This window comes from Achromobacter sp. ACM03, from assembly GCF_014851665.1.
Lineage (GTDB): Bacteria > Pseudomonadota > Gammaproteobacteria > Burkholderiales > Burkholderiaceae_B > Achromobacter > Achromobacter aegrifaciens.
In genome coordinates, this window is the sequence record NZ_JACVAD010000002.1 from 1,283,094 (window position 1) to 1,299,035 (window position 15,942).

16 protein-coding genes are annotated in these 15,942 nt (G+C 67.8%); 4 read left to right on the forward strand and 12 right to left on the reverse strand.

The window, feature by feature from the left end:
• Positions 1–17: 17 nt before the first annotated feature.
• Entirely contained in the window at positions 18–704 is a 687-nt protein-coding gene (locus IB257_RS14130; protein ID WP_119449247.1) for a DUF1345 domain-containing protein, read from the forward strand.
• Between the two features lie 67 nt (positions 705–771).
• On the opposite strand, the gene IB257_RS14135 is transcribed toward IB257_RS14130, so the two are convergent.
• The 7 genes from IB257_RS14135 to IB257_RS14165 all read right to left on the reverse strand — a co-directional run bounded on the left by IB257_RS14135 (position 772) and on the right by IB257_RS14165 (position 9,927).
• Positions 772–1,890: a class I SAM-dependent methyltransferase gene (locus IB257_RS14135; protein WP_175163715.1), complete on the reverse strand. Its 1,119-nt coding sequence runs from the start codon at positions 1,888–1,890 to the stop codon at positions 772–774.
• A 118-nt stretch (positions 1,891–2,008) separates the two neighbouring features.
• The gene (locus IB257_RS14140) at positions 2,009–3,676 is read right to left on the reverse strand and encodes an OFA family MFS transporter (RefSeq protein WP_054451584.1); all 1,668 of its coding nucleotides are present in this window, start codon (positions 3,674–3,676) and stop codon (positions 2,009–2,011) included.
• 108 nt (positions 3,677–3,784) lie between these two features.
• Positions 3,785–4,042: a formate dehydrogenase subunit delta gene (locus tag IB257_RS14145; RefSeq protein WP_054451583.1), complete on the reverse strand. Its 258-nt coding sequence runs from the start codon at positions 4,040–4,042 to the stop codon at positions 3,785–3,787.
• An 18-nt stretch (positions 4,043–4,060) separates the two neighbouring features.
• Positions 4,061–4,882 (reverse strand): formate dehydrogenase accessory sulfurtransferase FdhD, encoded by an 822-nt coding sequence (gene fdhD, locus IB257_RS14150; protein WP_175163713.1) that lies wholly within the window; start codon positions 4,880–4,882, stop codon positions 4,061–4,063.
• Positions 4,883–4,911: 29 nt separating this feature from the next.
• On the reverse strand, positions 4,912–7,788 hold the full coding sequence (fdhF, locus tag IB257_RS14155) for a formate dehydrogenase subunit alpha (RefSeq protein ID WP_054451581.1): 2,877 nt from the start codon (positions 7,786–7,788) through the stop codon (positions 4,912–4,914).
• A gap of 13 nt (positions 7,789–7,801) precedes the next feature.
• Positions 7,802–9,373 carry an NADH-quinone oxidoreductase subunit NuoF gene (locus IB257_RS14160; RefSeq protein WP_192492453.1) on the reverse strand — a complete coding sequence of 524 codons (1,572 nt, stop codon included), beginning with the start codon at positions 9,371–9,373 and terminating at the stop codon, positions 7,802–7,804.
• Complete coding sequence (locus IB257_RS14165; RefSeq protein WP_054451579.1) at positions 9,370–9,927, reverse strand: formate dehydrogenase subunit gamma; 558 nt, start codon at positions 9,925–9,927, stop codon at positions 9,370–9,372. The genes IB257_RS14160 and IB257_RS14165 overlap by 4 nt, the downstream gene beginning before the upstream one ends.
• Positions 9,928–10,067: 140 nt before the next feature.
• Between IB257_RS14165 and IB257_RS14170 the strand changes: the two genes are divergently transcribed.
• Genes IB257_RS14170 through mobA form a run of 3 tightly spaced genes read left to right on the forward strand, consistent with a single transcriptional unit; the run spans position 10,068 to position 12,884 of the window.
• On the forward strand, positions 10,068–11,147 hold the full coding sequence (locus IB257_RS14170) for a substrate-binding domain-containing protein (protein WP_054451578.1): 1,080 nt from the start codon (positions 10,068–10,070) through the stop codon (positions 11,145–11,147).
• Between the two features lie 35 nt (positions 11,148–11,182).
• Complete coding sequence (moaA, locus tag IB257_RS14175) at positions 11,183–12,277, forward strand: GTP 3',8-cyclase MoaA (protein ID WP_119449253.1); 1,095 nt, start codon at positions 11,183–11,185, stop codon at positions 12,275–12,277.
• On the forward strand, positions 12,270–12,884 hold the full coding sequence (gene mobA, locus IB257_RS14180) for a molybdenum cofactor guanylyltransferase MobA (RefSeq protein ID WP_370540107.1): 615 nt from the start codon (positions 12,270–12,272) through the stop codon (positions 12,882–12,884). The genes moaA and mobA overlap by 8 nt, the downstream gene beginning before the upstream one ends.
• Here mobA and glp read toward each other — a convergent pair.
• The 5 genes from glp to moaC are packed head-to-tail and all read right to left on the reverse strand — an operon-like array spanning position 12,869 to position 15,806.
• Positions 12,869–14,074 carry a gephyrin-like molybdotransferase Glp gene (gene glp, locus IB257_RS14185; RefSeq protein WP_054451577.1) on the reverse strand — a complete coding sequence of 402 codons (1,206 nt, stop codon included), beginning with the start codon at positions 14,072–14,074 and terminating at the stop codon, positions 12,869–12,871. The genes mobA and glp overlap by 16 nt on opposite strands.
• A gap of 3 nt (positions 14,075–14,077) precedes the next feature.
• On the reverse strand, positions 14,078–14,599 hold the full coding sequence (gene moaB, locus IB257_RS14190) for a molybdenum cofactor biosynthesis protein B (protein WP_054451576.1): 522 nt from the start codon (positions 14,597–14,599) through the stop codon (positions 14,078–14,080).
• Between the two features lie 13 nt (positions 14,600–14,612).
• Complete coding sequence (locus tag IB257_RS14195; RefSeq protein WP_054451575.1) at positions 14,613–15,080, reverse strand: molybdenum cofactor biosynthesis protein MoaE; 468 nt, start codon at positions 15,078–15,080, stop codon at positions 14,613–14,615.
• 5 nt (positions 15,081–15,085) lie between these two features.
• A complete protein-coding gene (locus IB257_RS14200) occupies positions 15,086–15,337 on the reverse strand; it encodes a MoaD/ThiS family protein (RefSeq protein WP_054451574.1) in 252 nt (83 codons plus the stop codon).
• Positions 15,318–15,806: a cyclic pyranopterin monophosphate synthase MoaC gene (gene moaC / locus IB257_RS14205; protein WP_042794830.1), complete on the reverse strand. Its 489-nt coding sequence runs from the start codon at positions 15,804–15,806 to the stop codon at positions 15,318–15,320. The genes IB257_RS14200 and moaC overlap by 20 nt, the downstream gene beginning before the upstream one ends.
• Between the last annotated feature and the right edge of the window lie 136 nt (positions 15,807–15,942).

Here is a 15,942-nt window from a genome sequence, read left to right on the forward strand (position 1 = left end):
CCAAAAGGAGCAGCCGCATGCCGCCGCTCAAGGATTTCGAGCCCGAGGACGACTCCGCCGCTGGCGCCGCCCTGCCGTTTTTCCATGCGCATCGTCGCCTGGTCGGATGCGCTGGTTTGTTGCTGGTGACGGCGGGCGGCCTGTATGCCCTGGGCGTGCCCTGGGTGCTGGCGCTGCTGCTGGGATTCGATGCGGGGGCGCTTGTGTTCCTGCTGATGACGGCGCGGGTGTTCGGCCGCACCAGCGCGGCGGCCATGCGCCAGCATGCGCAGCAGCAGGACGTGGGGCGTACCGGCGTGCTGTGGAGCAGCGTGGCGCTGTCCTGCATGGTGATGATGGCGTTGTGGGTCGAACTGCGGGGGGAAGGCGGCGCGGGCGACGTGCTTGCCATGTTGGCCGCCGCCGTCACCATCATCCTGTCATGGCTCTACATGAACATGATCTTCGCGCTGCACTACGCGCATGGCTATTACGGCCACCGCAACGCCATGCACAAAGGGCTGGATTTCCCGGGTACCGATGAACCCGACTACTGGGACTTCGCCTATTTCGCGCTGGTGCTGGGCATGACGTTCCAGGTGTCGGACGTGCAGATCGTGAACCGGCGAGTGCGCCGCACAGCCCTGACGCACAGCGTCATCGCCTTTTTCTTCAACGTCTTCATCATCGCCATCAGCGTGAACGTCGCGGCGGGGCGGGCCTGAAGCCGCGCCCCGGGGGCTTGCGCCAGGCCGGGCCGCGCCAGGCCGGGCCGCGTCACGCCGGGCCGCGTCAGGCTGCGCCCAGGCGCCACAAGGACGTGACTTCCTTCGAACGGGCGGCATGCAGCGGGTCGCTCGCGTCCTGCGCGCGGCCGTGCGTGGGACGGGTGTCGATGCGCTCGATCACGCGCAGGCCGGCCTGGCTGATCATTTCCAGCAGCGCTTCGCGGCTGCGCAGGCCCAGGTGTTCGGCCAGGTCCGACAGGATCAGCCAGCCCTCGCCATTGGGCGTCAGATGCGCCGCCAGCCCATTCAGGAAACCGCGCAGCATGCGGCTGTCAGGATCGTAGACCGCATGCTCGACGGGCGAGCTGGGGCGGGCGGGCAGCCACGGCGGGTTGCACACGATCAGGGAGACCCGGCCTTCGGGGAACAGGTCCGTTTCTTCGACGTCGACCTGCTTGGACAGGCCCAGCCGCTCCAGGTTTTCGCGGGCGCAGGCCAGGGCGCGCGGATCGGTGTCGGTCGCGATGACACGCTTGCCGCCGCGGCGCGCAATCACGGCGGCCAGCACGCCTGTGCCGGTGCCGATGTCGAAGGCCACGCTGCCGCGCGGCATCGGGGTGCGCGCCACCAGGTCGACGTACTCGCCGCGAAGCGGCGAGAACACGCCGTAGTGCGGATGGATGCGGGCATTCAGGGCGGGAATTTCCACGCCCTTCTTGCGCCATTCGAAGGCGCCGATCAGGCCCAGCAGCTCGCGCAGCGACGCGACGTAGGGCTCCTCGGCGGGGCCATGGGCCTCTTCGCAGGCGAGCCGGGCGTCGGGTGCGCGGCGCAGCGGAATGCCGTGGCCGGCGTCGAACGGAATCAGCAGCATGCCCAGGATGCGGGCGCGCTGGGACTGGATCTGGCGGTGCTGGTTGAAGGCGTCCAGCAGGCTGTCCACGGGCTTGCGGGGCCGCTTGTCGACCCGCCGCGTGATGGCCTGCAGCAGTTGCCGCGCGTTCTGGAAGTCGCCGCGCCACAGCAGGCCGACACCTTCGCAGGCATGGCGGTAGGCCATGTCGGCGGTCATGGTGTCGTCCGCCACCACTACGCGCTTGGGCGGCGCGGCGCCGGATTCGGAGCGCCAGCGGGCGGCGTGCGGGGTCTGGTTTTCTTCCCAGCGGATTTCAGGGACGGTCAACGTGTCGCTCCAGCAAGGCGGGGCGCGCGGGGCAGGGTGGTCATGGATAAAGCAAAAAAGAAGGGGCGCGGGCTGCCAATGTAGCAGCTTCGCGCCCCGTCGCGGCGTCCGCTTGGGCTCAGTGGAACAGCACCACCGCCTTCTGCAGCGTGATCCAGATGCCCCAGGCCAGGGGGATGCCGACGCAAGCCCAGGCAAACACCACTAGCGCCGCCGGCGTGCGGAACGCGGATGTTCCGACCCCGTGCGTTTCCGTGGCGACGGCGCGTTCGTGGGCCAGCGCCTTCTCGCGCGCCAGTTCCTCGTCATTCATGAAGTACTTGGGGTTCACGGGCCGGATCGCCAGGTTGCACAGAAAGCCCAGCACCAGCATCCCGGCCAGGATGTACATGGTGATGTCGTACACCTGGGCGCGCGGCACGCCGATGGACAGCTGGTATTCGCGGATGTAGTTCACCAGCACCGGTCCGAAGATGCCCGCCGCCGACCAGGCCGTCAGCAGCCGTCCATGGATGGCGCCGACCATCTGCGTGCCGAACAGGTCGGCCAGGTACGCCGGCACGGTGGAGAAGCCGCCGCCGTACATGGACAGGATGATGCAGAAGGCGGCCACGAACAGGGCCAGCGCGCCGATGTGCGCGGTCCAGGGGATGGCCGAATACAGCGCGAAGCCCAGCACGAAGAAGATGAAGTAGGTGGTCTTGCGGCCCAGCTTGTCGGACAGGCTGGCCCAGAAGAAGCGGCCGCCGATGTTGAACAGGCTGAGCAGGCCGGTGAAGCCGGCAGCGATGGCGGCGATGGCCGCCAACTGGCTCTTGTCCAGTTGCGAGTAGCCCAGTTCAGGCTGGTTGATCAGGCCGCCGCCGAACACTTCCTGCAGCAGCGGCGAGGCCATGCCCAGTATGCCGATGCCCGCCGTGACGTTCAGGCACAGCGCCCACCACACCAGCCAGAACTGCGGCACGCCCCAGACGCGCTGCACATGGACATGGCCCTTCGTGATCATGGCGTTGCCGGCATGCTTGGCCGGGGCGGTCCAGCCCTCGGGCTTCCAGCCGGTCGGCGGCACGCGGTAGCCCAGCGCACCCGACATCATGAAGACGAAGTACACCGCGGCCATGGTCAGGAAGGTCTGCCAGACGCCCGGCGATTCAGGCGTGGCGAAGTGGCGCATCAGCAGGTCGGCCAGCGGCGCGCCTATCATGGCGCCGCCGCCAAAGCCCATGATGGCCATGCCCGTGGCCATGCCGCGGCGGTCGGGGAACCACTTGATCAGCGTGCTCACGGGCGAGATGTAGCCCAGTCCCAGGCCGATGCCGCCGATGACGCCCGAGCCCAGCCACAGCATCCACATCTGGTGCAGGTACACGCCGATGGCCGAAATGACCAGGCCGCCACACCAGCACAGGGCCGACACCACGCCCGCCTTGCGCGGGCCCGCGCGTTCCAGCCAGCCGCCCCACAGCGCGGCCGAGCAGCCCAGCAGCACGAAGAACAGGGTGTACATCCACCCCATGGTCGAGATCTTCCAGTCGCAGTTGGTGGCGAACAGCTCGGCTGCGAGGCTCATGTCCGCGGGGCAGGCCAGCGGCTTGGCGCCGCCCACGACCTTGGACAACGGCAGCCAGAACACCGAGAAACCGTAGGCCATGCCGATGCACAGGTGGATGGCCAGGGCGGCCGGGGGAACCAGCCAGCGCGAGAAGCCCGGTCCGGCGATGGTGCGTTCCTTATCGAAAAAACCCGGCTTCGAACCGGGCAGGTCCAGCGTGGCAGTGCTTTGCATGTTGTCTCCTCTTTGGGGGCCGCTCGTTGGCGCGCGTGGTCCGGCATCCGGCCGGTCCCGCCGCCTTTTCTTGTGATTGTTCCTGCCGTCTTGCCTGTCGCCGACGCGTTACGCCACGCGGGCCAGCGGTGTGAGGCGCTGGCGGTTCTGGGTGACCGCTTCCAGCACCAGCGGGTGCAGTCGTTCCCCGCCGGCGTCGCCGTCGGGGTTTTGTTCGAGAAAGTTCAGGAGCTCATTGCGCATGCGCGGCTCCCAGAACTTGTGGATATGGTTGGCCACGCCCTCCAGGGCCTCGGGCCGGTCGGGCATGGCTTCGAAGAATTGGCCGATGCGGTTGGCCATGCGGATCAGGTTGCCGATTTCCATGCTTGCGTGAAGTCCGGTTCAGGAGATGATGCGTTGGGGGTGTGAGTACAGTGTGGCGTCGTCGCCGCGTAGAAAACCCAGCAGGCTGACGTTGGCTTCATCGGCCAGGCGGATGGCGAGCGCGGTGGGTGCGGAGACGGATGCCAGCACCGCGACGCCGGCGGCGGCGGTCTTCTGCACCATTTCGAAGCTGGCGCGGCTGGACACCACCACGATGCCGTCGCCAGCATGCATGGCCTGGCGTGCCAGTGCACCTATCAGTTTGTCCAGCGCGTTGTGGCGGCCCACGTCCTCGCGCACCAGCGCGACGGCGCCATCGGCGCCCGCCCAGCCGGCGGCGTGGGTGGCGCCCGTGATGTCGTGCAGCGCCTGGCGCGCCCGCATGTCGCGCATGGCGGCCAGCACGGCCTGGATGCGCACGGGCGAGCCGTTGGTGACGGGCGCGACAGGCCGCAGCACTTCGGGCAGCGTTTCCACGCCGCACAGGCCGCAGCCGGTGCGCCCGGCCATGGCGCGGCGGCGGGACTTCAGCCGCACTTCACAGGCAGTGGAAATTTCCAGCTGGACCACGATGCCGTCGCATTGCGGCAGCAGGTCGATGCCGCGCACGTCGCTGATGCCGTCGATGATGCCTTCGGACAGCGCGAAGCCGACCGCGAAGTCTTCCAGGTCGGCCGGCGTGGCCAGCATGGTGGCGTGGCTGATGCCGTTGAACTCCAGCGCCACCGGGGTTTCCTCGGCCACGGAGTCGGTTTCGACCTCGGGGACCAGGGCGCCGCCCCGCACGCGGGTGACCTGTACCTGCGTGCAATCGGGGCGGGAAGGCGGTGGCGTGGGCATGTCGGCGTCCTGGCGTTTCGGGCTGGCGGTTATTTCCCGGTCAGCGCCGCCTCGCTTTCTCGCGAACGCTCGCGCAGCAGCTTTTGCTGGATGTCCGCAAAGCGCGACCACTGGCGTTGCCACTCCGAAGGCTGCGACACGCGCGTGACCTGCACGGCCGTCACCTTGTACTCGGGGCAGTTGGTGGCCCAGTCGGAGCTGTCGGTGGTGACGACGTTGGCGCCGGACTCGGGAAAATGGAAGGTGGTGTATACCACGCCCGGCTGCACCCTGTCGGTCAGCGTGGCCCGCAACACGGTCTCGCCCGCGCGGCTCTGGATGCCGACCCAGTCGCCGTCCTTCACGCCGCGGTCCTCGGCGTCCTGCGGATGCAGTTCCAGCACGTCCTCGCCATGCCACATGACGTTGGGGGTGCGCCGGGTCTGCGCGCCCACGTTGTACTGCGACAGGATGCGGCCCGTGGTCAGCAGCAGCGGGAAGCGGCGCGTGCTGCGCTCGTCCGTGGGCACGTACTTGGTGATCATGAACTTGCCCTTGCCGCGCACGAACTCGTCGATGTGCATGATGGGCGTGCCATCGGGCGCTTCTTCGTTGCAGGGCCATTGCAGGCTGCCCTGCTTGTCCAGCTTTTCGTAGCTGACGCCGGTGAAAGTGGGCGTCAGGCGCGCGATCTCGTCCATGATCTCGCTGGGATGCTTGTAGTTCATGGGGTAGCCCAGCGCGTTGGACAGCGCCACCGTCACTTCCCAGTCGGACTTGCCGTTCTTGGGTTCCATGACCTTGCGCACGCGCGAGATGCGGCGCTCGGCGTTGGTGAAGGTGCCGTCCTTTTCGAGGAACGAGGAGCCGGGCAGGAACACGTGGGCGTACTTGGCCGTTTCGTTCAGGAACAGGTCCTGCACCACGATGCATTCCATGGCAGCGAGGGACGCCGCCACGTGCTGCGTGTTGGGGTCCGACTGCACGATGTCTTCGCCCTGGCAATACAGGCCCTTGAACGAACCGCCCAGCGCAGCCTCGAACATGTTGGGGATGCGCAGGCCGGGTTCCGGCTGCAGGGTCACGCCCCAGTCCTGTTCGAACTGCGCGCGCACCGTGTTGTCGGAGATGTGGCGGTAGCCCGGCAGCTCATGCGGGAACGAGCCCATGTCGCACGAACCCTGCACGTTGTTCTGCCCGCGCAGCGGATTCACGCCCACGCCTTCGCGGCCGATGTTGCCGGTGGCCATGGCCAGGTTGGCGATGGCCATGACGGTGGTGGAGCCCTGGCTGTGTTCGGTCACGCCCAGGCCGTAGTAGATCGAGCCGTTGCCGCCGGTGGCGTACAGGCGCGCCGCGCCGCGCACCGCCTGCGCCGGCACGCCGGTGATCTCTTCCATGGCTTCCGGCGAATTCTCTGGCAGCGAGACGAAGTCGCGCCATTCCTTGAAGGCCTTGGCTTCGCAGCGTTCAGCCACGAAGTCCTCGGCGATCAGGTTTTCGGTGGCGATCACGTGGGCCAACGAGGACAGCAGGGCGGTGTTGGTGCCGGGGCGCACCTGCAGGTGGAAGTCGGCCTTGATGTGCGGCGAACTGACCAGTTCGATGCGGCGCGGATCGATCACGATCAGGCGCGCGCCCTGGCGCAGGCGGCGCTTCAAGCGCGAGGCGAACACCGGATGGCCGCTGCTGGGGTTGGCGCCCATCACGATGACCACGTCGGTGTGCATGACGGAATCGAAGGTCTGGGTGCCGGCGGATTCGCCCAGCGTCTGCTTCAGGCCGTAGCCCGTGGGCGAGTGGCAGACCCGCGCGCAGGTGTCGACGTTGTTGGTGCCGAAGGCGGCGCGTACCAGCTTTTGCACCAGCCAGGTTTCTTCGTTGGTGCAGCGCGAGGAGGTGATGCCGCCGACCGCATCGCGGCCGTACTGACCCTGGATGCGGCGGAATTCGGAGGCCGCATAGTTGATCGCCTCGTCCCAGGACACTTCCTTCCAGGAGTCGGTGATGTGCTTGCGGATCATGGGCTTGAGCACGCGTTCCTTGTGCGTGGCATAGCCCCAGGCGAAGCGGCCCTTGACGCAGGAATGGCCGCGGTTGGCCTGGCCGTCCTTCCAGGGCACCATGCGCACCACTTCCTGGCCCTTCATCTCGGCCTTGAAGCCGCAGCCCACGCCGCAATAGGCGCAGGTGGTCACGACCGAGTGCTCGGCCTGGCCCATCATGATGACGGTCTTTTCCTGCAGCGTGGAGGTCGGACAGGCTTGCACGCAGGCGCCGCAGGACACGCATTCACTGTCCAGGAAGGGCTGGTCCTGCCCCGGCGACACGCGCGACTCGAAGCCCTTGCCGGAGATCGTCAGGGCGAAGGTGCCCTGGGTTTCCTCGCAGGCGCGCACGCAGCGGTTGCAGACGATGCACTTGGACGCGTCATAGGTGAAGTACGGATTGGACTCGTCCTTTTCGCTCTTCAGGTGGTTGGCGCCGTCGTAGCCGTAGCGCACGTTGCGCAGGCCCACCACGCCGGCCATGTCCTGCAGCTCGCAGTCGCCGTTGGCCGGGCAGGTCAGGCAGTCCAGCGGATGGTCGGAGATGTACAGCTCCATCACGCCGCGGCGCAGGTCGTGCAGCTTGGGGGTTTCGGTGTAGACCACCATGCCGTTCTCGGCGGGGGTGGTGCACGACGCCGGATAGCCGCGGCGGCCTTCGATCTGCACCAGGCACAGCCGGCACGAGCCGAAGGGCTCCAGGCTGTCGGTCGCGCACAGCTTGGGAATGTTGATGCCGGCCTCGGCGGCCGCGCGCATCAGCGAGGTGCCTTCGGGCACCGTGATTTCCTGGCCGTCTATGGTCAGGGTGACGGTTACGGCGGACTCGCGCGCCGGCGTGCCCAGGTCGCGATCGCGCTTGATGACGGTTTCTAGCATGTCGGTCTCGGGTTCAGGCCGCGTGCGCGGCAGACTGGGAGGACTCGATGCCGAAGTCCTGCGGGAAGTGGTTCAGCGCCGACAGCACCGGGTAGGGCGCCATGCCCCCCAGGGCGCACAGCGAGCCGCCCAGCATCGTGTCGCACAGGTCGCGCAGCAGATGCACCTGCTGCTCGCGGCCGGGGCCGCCCGCGACGATCTTGTCTATGGTTTCCACGCCGCGGGTGGAGCCGATGCGGCAGGGCGTGCATTTGCCGCAGGATTCGATGGCGCAGAACTCCATCGCATAGCGCGCCATGCGCGCCATGTCGACGGTGTCGTCGAAGGCCACCAAGCCGCCATGGCCGACCATGGCGGATATCTGGATATAGGCCTCGTAGTCCAGCGGCACGTCCCATTGCGATTCCGGCAGGTAGGCGCCCAGCGGGCCGCCCACCTGCACCGCGCGCAGCGGCCGGCCGGAAGCGCTGCCGCCGCCGAAACCGTACAGCAGGTCGCGCAGGCTCAGGCCGAAGGCCTTCTCGACCAGGCCGCCGTGCTTGAGGTTGCCGGCCAGCTGGAACGGCAGCGTGCCGTGCGAGCGGCCCACGCCGTAGTCGCGGTAATAGGCGGCGCCCTTGGCCAGGATGATGGGCACGGTGGCCAGAGAAATCACGTTGTTGATGACCGTGGGCTTGCCGAACAGGCCCGAGATCGCCGGCAGCGGCGGCTTGGCGCGGACCACGCCGCGCTTGCCCTCGATGCTTTCCAGCAGCGAGGTTTCCTCGCCGCAGATATAGGCGCCCGCGCCCTTGCGCACTTCCAGGTCGAAGCGGCGGCCGCTGCCGTGCACGTCATCGCCCAGCCAGCCCACGCTGCGCGCCCGCGCGATGGCGGCTTCCAGCGTGTCGATCGCTTGCGGATATTCCGAACGCACGTAGATGTAGCCGTAGGTGGCGCCCACCGCCAGGCCGGCGATGGTCATGCCTTCGATCAGCACATAGGGGTCGCCTTCCATCAGCAGGCGGTCGGCGAAGGTGCCGGAGTCGCCTTCGTCGGCGTTGCAGACGATGTACTTCTGGTCGCCGGGGGTGCCTGCGACCGTCTTCCATTTGATGCCGGTCGGGAACGCCGCGCCGCCGCGGCCGCGCAGGCCCGAAGCCACCATTTCGTCGACGATCTGCCCGGGCTCCATGGCCAGGGCGCGTTGCAGGCCCTGCAGGCCGCCATGGGCGGCGTAGTCCTGCAGGGACAGCGGATCGGTCACGCCGACGCGGGCGAAGGTCAGGCGTTCCTGGTGCTTCAGATAGGGGATTTCTTCGGTCAGGCCCAGGCGCAGCGGGTGCTCGCCGCCACTTAGCCAGCCGGCGTCGAACAGCGCGGCGACGTCTTCGGGCTGCACCGGCCCGTAGGCGATGCGGCCTTGCGGGGTAGTGATTTCGACCATGGGTTCCAGCCACAGCAGGCCGCGCGAGCCGTTGCGCACGATCTGCACGGACAGACCGCGGGCGTCGGCGGCGCGTTCGATGTCGCGCGCCACCGTGTCGGCGTCCATGGCCAGCGCCGCGGCGTCGCGCGGCACGTAGATGACAATGGGGGAGCTCATGATTGCGCCTCCCGCGTGCGGGCCAGCAGTCGGTCGAGCTTTTCCGGCGTGACGCGGGCATGGGGCCGCCCGTCGATCATCACCGCCGGCGACTGGGCGCACAGGCCCAGGCAGTACACCGGTTCCAGGGTGAAATCGCCGTTCTTGCTGTTGGCGTGAAAATCACAGCCCAGCGCCGTGCGCGCATGGGCGGCGAGATGTTCGCCGCCCATGGCCTGACAGGCTTCGGCGCGACAGACCTCCAGGGTGTGGCGCGCCGCGGGTTCGCTGCGGAAATGCGGATAGAAGGTGATGACGCCGTGGACCTCGGCGCGGGACAGGTTCAGGGCCTCGGCGATGGTCTGCACCGCCGCGGCCGGAATACAGCCCAGTTCATGCTGGACCGCGTGCAGCACGGGCAGCAGCGGGCCGGGCTGGTCCTTCAGCCGGGCGAGTATGCGGGCGGTGGCCGCGATGGCCGGGGTGTGGGACGCCTGGGCCGCGTCCAGGGCCATCTGGCCGCCGCGGGCGCCGCCGCTGGACGCCAGATCGGATGTTGCCTCGCGCTGATGCACGTCGGTCTCCTCCTGTGTTGCTGTTGTGCCGGGCTGGATGTTGTTCGGTGTTATATGTTTTAAAAAACATATAAAACTCCCTCCAACCGCGTTATTTGTGTACTCTAACGGGGTAATTCACCGTCTTCAATAAGAAATAAATGACATATAAGTTCCGTATCGGCCTGCGGCCGCAATGGACCCTGGGCGGAGACGACGACCCGGCACCCGTGCCATTGCAGGATATGCTGGCGCTGCTGTCCGCGATCGATGCCACTGGCAATATTGCCGGGGCCTGTCGCGCCTGCGGCCTGTCGTACCGGCATGCCTGGGGCGTGCTGCGCCGTTTCGAGGCAATCTTCGGCACGCAGTTGCTCATCACCAACCGCCGCCAGGGCACGCAGCTGGCGCCGTTCGCGCAGCGCCTGCTGTGGGCCAACCGCCGTATCGAGGCGCGCCTGATGCCCACGCTGGACAGCATGGCCTCGGAACTGCAGGAAGAGCTGGAGCGCCTGCTGCCCGAGAGCGGCCCGCATCTGCGGCTGCATGCCAGCCACGGCTTCGCGGTGGAGTCGCTGATGCAGCACATGGGCAACCGCAAGCCGGGCCTGGAGTTGCGCTACCGCACCGCCATCGAGGCGCTGGCCTCGCTGGAGCGTCGCGAGTGCGACCTGGCGGGCTTCCAGGTGCCGCTGGGCGATTTCGAAGCGCCCATCATGGAGCGCTACGCCCAATGGCTGCATGCTGACGAGTACATGCTGATCCACCTGGCGGTGCGCAATGCGGGCCTGTTCGTCACCGCCGGCAACCCCAAGCACATACGCGGCATGGCTGACCTGGCGCGGCCCGACGTACGTTTCGTCAACCGCCAGATCGGCTCCAGCACGCGTTATCTGGTGGGCCTGATGCTGCAGCGGGCGGGGGTCTCGATCAGCGAGGTCCAGGGCTACGAAACCAACGAGTTCACCCATATGGCCATTGCCGCGCACATCGCCAGCGGCATGGCCGACACGGGCGTAGGGGTGGAAACGGCCGCCTGCCGCTTCGGGCTGGACTTCATCCCGCTGGTGCGGGAACGCTATTTCTTCGCCATCCGCAAGGCCTCGCTGGAGACGCCGGCCATGCGCGACCTGCTGTCCATCATGCGCAGCCCGGACTACGTCGGCTACGTCGGCCAGCTGGCGGGCTACGACGCCCGCGACACCGGCAGGCTGCAGTCGCTGCAGGAGGCCTTTCCATGAGCGCGAAACGCGATGCGCCGGGATATGATGCTCCCATGAGCAAAGTGATCTTTCTTGCCGATCGCCGCAGCGGCCCGCTGGCGCCCGGCGAACTGCCGCCGCACGGACAGCCCGCGCTGGACCAGCGAGCGCGTCCCTTGCGCGACCTGCGGATTTCGGTCACGGACCGCTGCAACTTCCGCTGCACCTACTGCATGCCGCGCGAAGTCTTCGACAGCAGCTACACCTTCATGCCGCATTCGGCGCTGCTGTCGTTCGAGGAAATCAGCCGCCTGGCGGGCATCTTCACGCAATTGGGCGTGGAGAAGATCCGCCTGACGGGCGGCGAGCCGCTGCTGCGCAAGCATATCGAGAACCTGGTGGGCCAGTTGGCCGACCTGCGCACGCCCGCCGGCCGCCCGCTGGACCTGACCCTGACCACCAACGGCAGCATGCTGGCGCGCAAGGCCGAGGCGCTCAAGAGCGCCGGGCTCACGCGTGTCACCGTCAGCCTGGATGCGCTGGACCCGGCCATGTTCCAGGGCATGAGCGACAGCGGCTTCACGCCCGACGACGTGCTGCGCGGCGTCGACGCCGCGGCCGAGGCCGGGCTCGCGCCGGTCAAGGTCAACATGGTGGTGCGGCGCGGCCTGAACGACGGCCAGATCCTGCCCATGGCTGAACGCTTCCGCCATTCCGGCCACATCCTGCGTTTCATCGAATACATGGACGTGGGCAATACCAACGGCTGGAATCTTGCCGAGGTGGTGCCCAGCCAGGAAGTGCTGGACCGTATCGGCGCGGCCTATCCGCTGGAACCCGTGGCCAGCGGCGAAATGGGCCGCGTGGCCGAACGCTGGCGCTACCTGGACGGCGGCGGCGAGATCGGCGTCATCTCCAGCGTCACGCACGCCTTCTGCGGCGGCTGTACGCGCGCGCGCCTGTCGCCGGAAGGCAAGCTCTTCCTGTGCCTGTTTGCGCACGATGGCTACGACCTGCGCGCGCCGCTGCGCGACGGGGCCAGCGATGCCGAACTCGCCGGCATCATCGCGGGCATCTGGGCGGGGCGCAACGACCATTATTCCGAGCTGCGCGGCCGCAACATGGCCGACCCGGCGCGCAAGATCGAGATGAGCTACATCGGTGGCTGAAGCGTTTGCCAGCAAGGGCATCGCCGGCCTGATCCTCGCGGGCGGCCAGGGCGCGCGCATGAACGGACAGGACAAGGGCCTGGTCGTGTTGCGCGGCGAGCCCATGGTGGCGCACGTGGCGCGCCGCCTGGCGCCGCAGGTGTCGCGCCTCGTCATCAGCGCCAATCGTCACCTGGATCTCTATGCTCGCTACGGCGCCGTCGTGCAGGACGGCGAAGCCGATCTGGGCGCCTGGCAAGGGCCGCTGCTGGGCATTGCCGCGGGCCTGGAGGCCGCACGCCAGGAGGCCTGGCTGGTGGTGGCGCCTTGCGATACGCCGTTCCTGCCCAAGGATCTGGCAGCGCGCCTGGTGCGCGCGGCCGAGTCCGCCAATGCGCCCATGGCCTATGCGGTGGCGGACGGACAGCGCCATTCGGCCTGCATGGCCTTGCGCACGTCGCTATTGCCCGATCTGCTGGCATACCTGCGGGCCGGGGACCGCAAGGTAGGGCTGTGGCAGGCGAGGATGGGCGCGGTCGAAGCCTGCTTCGACGACGCGCCCGATGCCTTCATGAACGTCAACACGCCAGATGAGCTGGCGCGGGCCGAGCGCTACGCCAGCCAGTGACGCAGGTCGTAGTAGGCGACCCGGTCCTTGTCCTGCACTTGCACGTCGGCCGGCAGTCGGGCCAGGCCCGTCGCCCAGGGCAGCGAGCTGATCACCCCGGAACCCTGATGGCCGTAGGGCACCAGTTCGGCGCTGCCGTCGTCGGCCAGACGGCGCTGCACGCGCAGGAATTCCTCGCGGCTGTCCTGGCGCGGATGCTCGGTGCGCAGCGGCAGCAGGCTGGTCGGCGGGAACAGGGTTTCGCGGCCCTGCATGCGGCGCATCAGCGGCGTCACCAGCAGGGTGAACACGGCGTAGGCCGACACTGGGTTGCCGGGCAGGCCGACCACGGGCTTGCCGTCGATCTGCGCCAGCGCCACCGGCTTGCCCGGCTTCATGCGCACCTTCCATAGCGCCAGTTCGCCGCCCAGCGAGGCCAGCGCGGGCTTGACCAGATCGCGTTCGCCCACCGACACGCCGCCCACGCTCACCACCAGGTCGCAATCGGCCAGCAGCGTCTTGAATGCGGCGTGCAGGTCGGCCTCGGTGTCGCGGGCGTGCAGCACGTGCACGGGCAGGGCGCCCATGCCGCGCGCCAGGGCGGCCAGCATGGGGCCGTTGGAGTTGTAGATCTGCTCGGCCGCGCGTGGCTGGCCGGGCAGCACCAGCTCGTCGCCGGTGGTCAGGATGCCCACGCGCAACTGGCCGAAGACTTGCACGCGGGCCAGGCCTTGCGAAGCCATCAGCGCCACGTGGGCGGCTTCAAGTACGGTGCCCGCGGCCAGCAGCGGTGCGCCGGCCATGGTGTCTTCGCCGCGGCGGCGGATGTGCTGGCCGGCCTTGGGCGCACGCGAGATTTCCACCTGGCCGTCGGCTTCGGTGGTGTCTTCCTGCATGACGACCGTATCCGCGCCTTCGGGAATCAGGCTGCCGGTGAACAGGCGGATGGCGTGGCCAGGCTTGAGAGGTTCCGGCATTTCCCCCGCGTAGCAGCGCTGCTGGATGGGCAGGCGCACGCCGGCGCCCCAGTCGGCCACGCGCAGCGCATAGCCGTCCATGGCGCTGTTGTCGGCAGGCGGTATGTCCACGGTGGCGGTGAGATCGGCGGCCAGCACGCGGCCGGCGGCATCGGCCAGGCTCACCTCTTCGCTGCGTTGCAGCGGCCCCGCGGCGTTGGCCAGCAGGGTCTGGGCTTGATCAAAATCCAGCATGGGTCAGTTGTCTTCTTCGCGTTGCTTGAAATGGGTGGCGAAATTGCAGGGGCGGTGACTGCTGTCCAGCTGCTCGCGGATGATCTGCGCCCAGGCGGTTTCGCAGGCGTTGTTCGAGCCGGGCAGGCAGAAGATCAGCGTCTGGTTGGCCGAGCCGGCAAAGGCGCGCGACTGGATGGTGGAGCTGCCGATCTCGGTATAGGAGATCTGGCGGAACAGCTCGCCGAAGCCGGGAATCTCGCGGTCCAGCAGGGGCATGATGGCCTCGGGCGTGTGGTCGCGATGCGAGAAGCCCGTGCCGCCCGTGGTCAGGATCACCTGCACCTCGGGATCGGCGATCCAGTCGCTCATGATGCGGCGGATCTGATAGATGTCGTCCTTGACGATGTCGCGGCGCACGCACTGATGGCCGGCATGCGCGAGGCTATGGGCCAGCAGATTGCCGGAGGTGTCGTCGCCCGCGCTGCGGGTGTCGCTGACCGTAAGCACGGCGCAGGCCAGCGAAACAAGGCTTTCGTCGCTCATGGATTTTCCTCTTCTAGGCGGTGGTGTCTTCATCCCAGGACTGCGTGCGGTCCTGGTCGGATTGGCGTTGCTCCACCCAGAAGCTGCTGCCGCCCGCGAGGGTTTCGCGCTTCCAGAAGGGCGCGCGCGTCTTGAGCGCGTCGATGATGTATTCGCAGCCGCGGAAGGCGTCGCCGCGATGGGCGCTGGCCGCCGCGACGAAGACGATCTGGGCATTGCGGTGCAGCGCGCCCACCCGGTGCACGATGACCGTGCCGGCCAGGTTCCAGCGCGCGCGGGCGGTCGCGGCGATCTCTTCCAGTTCACGTTCGCACATGCCTGGGTAGTGTTCGAGAAAGAGCGTGTCGGTGGGCGTGTCGGGCGCGTAGTCGCGCACATAGCCCACGAACGTGACGATGCCGCCCACGCCCGGGCCGGCGCTCTCCCGCAGCGCGGCCGTGAGCGCGGCGCCGTCGAAGTCGGCTTCCTGGACGCTGATCATGGCGTTCAACCTCCGGTGACGGGTTCGAATACCGCGACCTCGTCGCCCGCGCGGATGGGCGCGGACGGCTTGGAGTGGGTCTGGTTGATGGCCAGCTTCAGGCGCGCGGAGGGCGCCAGCTGGGGGTAGCGTTCGCCCAGCGCGGCAAGCAGCTGCGCGCCGGTGGACTCGCCTTCCAGTGGCCAGGCTTCGGAGCGCTTGCCGACCAGTTCGGCCACGCGCGCGAAGTAGAGAAGATTAATCGTTGCGCCATTCACCGCTTTTTCCTCCTGCCTTGTACTTAAGGCGAACTTGCTCGATGACGATGCCCTTGTCGGCAGCCTTGCACATGTCGTAGATGGTCAGCGCGGCGACGCTGCAGGCCATCATGGCTTCCATTTCCACGCCGGTCTTGTAGCTGGTGCGGCAGGTGGCCAGCACGTCGATGCGGTGTTCGGCGTCGTCCAGCGCGAACTCGACGCCGACGAAGGCCAGCGGCAGGCTGTGGCACAGCGGGATGGTGTCGGCACAGCGCTTGGCCGCCAGGATGGCGGCGACGCGGGCGGTGTTGAGGACTTCGCCTTTGCCCTGGCCCGGCTGGGTCAGCAGGCCATAGGCGACGGCGTTCATGCGCACGCTGGCGGTGGCGATCGCCACGCGCTCGGTGTCGGTCTTGGCGATGACGTCGACCATGCGGACCTGCCCGGCTTCATCCAGGTGGCTCAAGGTTGGGGTGGGCGTGGACATGGGAATCGGGAGCGATAATTGTTAATGATTGAAAAGGGCGGTCCCGGCTGGCCGGATCGGCCCATCGATACGCCTATGATAGACGAGCGGTGCAGGGGGCGCGATAATCGCGCCTGTAGTCATTAGAAGGACGGAA

Coding starts and splice junctions, on each gene's coding strand:
- IB257_RS14170 (WP_054451578.1), top strand. CDS start 10,068: ATGACATATAAGTTCCGTATCGGCCTGCGGCCGCAATGGACCCTGGGC.
- moaC (WP_042794830.1), bottom strand. CDS start 15,806: ATGTCCACGCCCACCCCAACCTTGAGCCACCTGGATGAAGCCGGGCAG.
- moaA (WP_119449253.1), top strand. CDS start 11,183: ATGAGCAAAGTGATCTTTCTTGCCGATCGCCGCAGCGGCCCGCTGGCG.
- IB257_RS14160 (WP_192492453.1), bottom strand. CDS start 9,373: ATGAGCTCCCCCATTGTCATCTACGTGCCGCGCGACGCCGCGGCGCTG.
- glp (WP_054451577.1), bottom strand. CDS start 14,074: ATGCTGGATTTTGATCAAGCCCAGACCCTGCTGGCCAACGCCGCGGGG.
- moaB (WP_054451576.1), bottom strand. CDS start 14,599: ATGAGCGACGAAAGCCTTGTTTCGCTGGCCTGCGCCGTGCTTACGGTC.
- IB257_RS14145 (WP_054451583.1), bottom strand. CDS start 4,042: ATGGAAATCGGCAACCTGATCCGCATGGCCAACCGCATCGGCCAATTC.
- IB257_RS14195 (WP_054451575.1), bottom strand. CDS start 15,080: ATGATCAGCGTCCAGGAAGCCGACTTCGACGGCGCCGCGCTCACGGCC.
- fdhF (WP_054451581.1), bottom strand. CDS start 7,788: ATGCTAGAAACCGTCATCAAGCGCGATCGCGACCTGGGCACGCCGGCG.
- fdhD (WP_175163713.1), bottom strand. CDS start 4,882: ATGCCCACGCCACCGCCTTCCCGCCCCGATTGCACGCAGGTACAGGTC.
- IB257_RS14140 (WP_054451584.1), bottom strand. CDS start 3,676: ATGCAAAGCACTGCCACGCTGGACCTGCCCGGTTCGAAGCCGGGTTTT.
- IB257_RS14130 (WP_119449247.1), top strand. CDS start 18: ATGCCGCCGCTCAAGGATTTCGAGCCCGAGGACGACTCCGCCGCTGGC.